Source organism: Paenibacillus sp. LHD-38, assembly GCF_031157315.1.
In the GTDB taxonomy this organism is placed as follows: domain Bacteria; phylum Bacillota; class Bacilli; order Paenibacillales; family Paenibacillaceae; genus Pristimantibacillus.
The window spans coordinates 1-1,332 of sequence record NZ_JAVIFU010000128.1; the positions used below are offsets into that span (position 1 = coordinate 1).

2 protein-coding genes are annotated in these 1,332 nt (G+C 41.7%); both read right to left on the reverse strand.

The genetic code is table 11. The annotated features are described in order from the left end of the window. Positions 1-124: 124 nt before the first annotated feature. Positions 125-718 (reverse strand): YdeI/OmpD-associated family protein, encoded by a 594-nt coding sequence (locus tag RCO25_RS34530; RefSeq protein WP_309000560.1) that lies wholly within the window; start codon positions 716-718, stop codon positions 125-127. Between the two features lie 121 nt (positions 719-839). Next, the gene (locus tag RCO25_RS34535) at positions 840-1,205 is read right to left on the reverse strand and encodes a DoxX family protein (protein ID WP_309000561.1); all 366 of its coding nucleotides are present in this window, start codon (positions 1,203-1,205) and stop codon (positions 840-842) included. Positions 1,206-1,332 lie beyond the last annotated feature (127 nt).

Here is a 1,332-nt window from a genome sequence, read left to right on the forward strand (position 1 = left end):
CTAATTTTAGGAGATTTTTTTCTGCCATGTACGCCGTAAAATTTACATTTTTAGCACAATTTAGCACAAAATAAATCACTTGAAACCTATGTTAGGTTTAATGCAACGCTACTGATAAAATATATTAATCATCTTTACCCTTTCCACCCAGGATATGCGCGATATATTTTTCAACCCTTGACTCTCGAGTTTTGGATTGCTTGGGTGCAGAAAAATGTAAAATGTATGCTCTTTGCCTTCCCGGCGTCAATTCTTCAAAAGCCGTTTTTAAGTCGGGGATTTCAACGAATTTATTTTCTAATTCTTCAGGTATGATGTATTCCGTATTCTTTTTATAGTTCACTTGCAATCCGGCTTTCTCAACTTCAATGGCTTCATCAATATATGATTTCAAGATAAGCTGCATTTCATCTATATCTTGAACATTGGTGAACCGAATCTGGCGCGCTGCCTGAACATTCTCCGTTTGTTGGATTAGGATCCCATGGGGATCTTTTAACAACGCGCCTTTGTGAAACAGAAGCGCGCAGTAATCCTTAAAGCCATGAATCAAAACGATGTTTTTATTGTCAAACGTGTAACAAGGATGCATCCACTTAAAATCCTCAGTCATCCCGCAGTCAAGAACGATATCTCTCAACAGCTCGAATTCTTCCTTCCACTTCTTAAGCTTGTTAAAATAGGGATCAATCTTAGGATTCCTTTCACCTTTTGTCATAAAGGTACCCCCTTCTGCTTTTGGTTTTAACTTACTCGATTGCGGTCCGATAAATCAAAAGCCCGCGGTTTTCACGGGCTTCATACGGCCCCTGTTCTTGCTCAACCGACACTTCTATGATCTATACGGGATGCGGTACTCCGAATGCATTCACGAGTACCAGAGCGGCTGCAATCAAAGTAATGATTAAGGACGGCATCACTTGCCCGAAAGGATGCTTGATTCTCAAATGTAAGAGGCATGCCACCAGCATCGTGATGCCAATCCAAATGCCTGCCCATGTGGCTGCTGCCAGCTGCCAGTATCCGATGGCAAGTCCGACTGCCCCAGCTAGTTGAACGAGCCCCGTAACAACCCGGAACCATTGCGGTAGCTTAAGTGAATCAAACATTTCAACAAAATTTTTCGCGCCAGCCAGCTTGCTTCCTCCGGTAAAAGTCATTGTGACGAGCAGAAAACTTTGTAAAATAACAGAAAGGATAAGAATAAGGTTCTCCTCCCACTATAAAGTAATGTTTTCTCCTGTTTTCTCGCTCTTTCTTAGATTTTCAACTTTGACAGTTTGAGAGTACTGGTAGAGAATGTAGTCCGTAGCCCAATTTCCTGTAAGAGCG

Coding starts and splice junctions, on each gene's coding strand:
- RCO25_RS34530 (WP_309000560.1), bottom strand. CDS start 718: ATGACAAAAGGTGAAAGGAATCCTAAGATTGATCCCTATTTTAACAAG.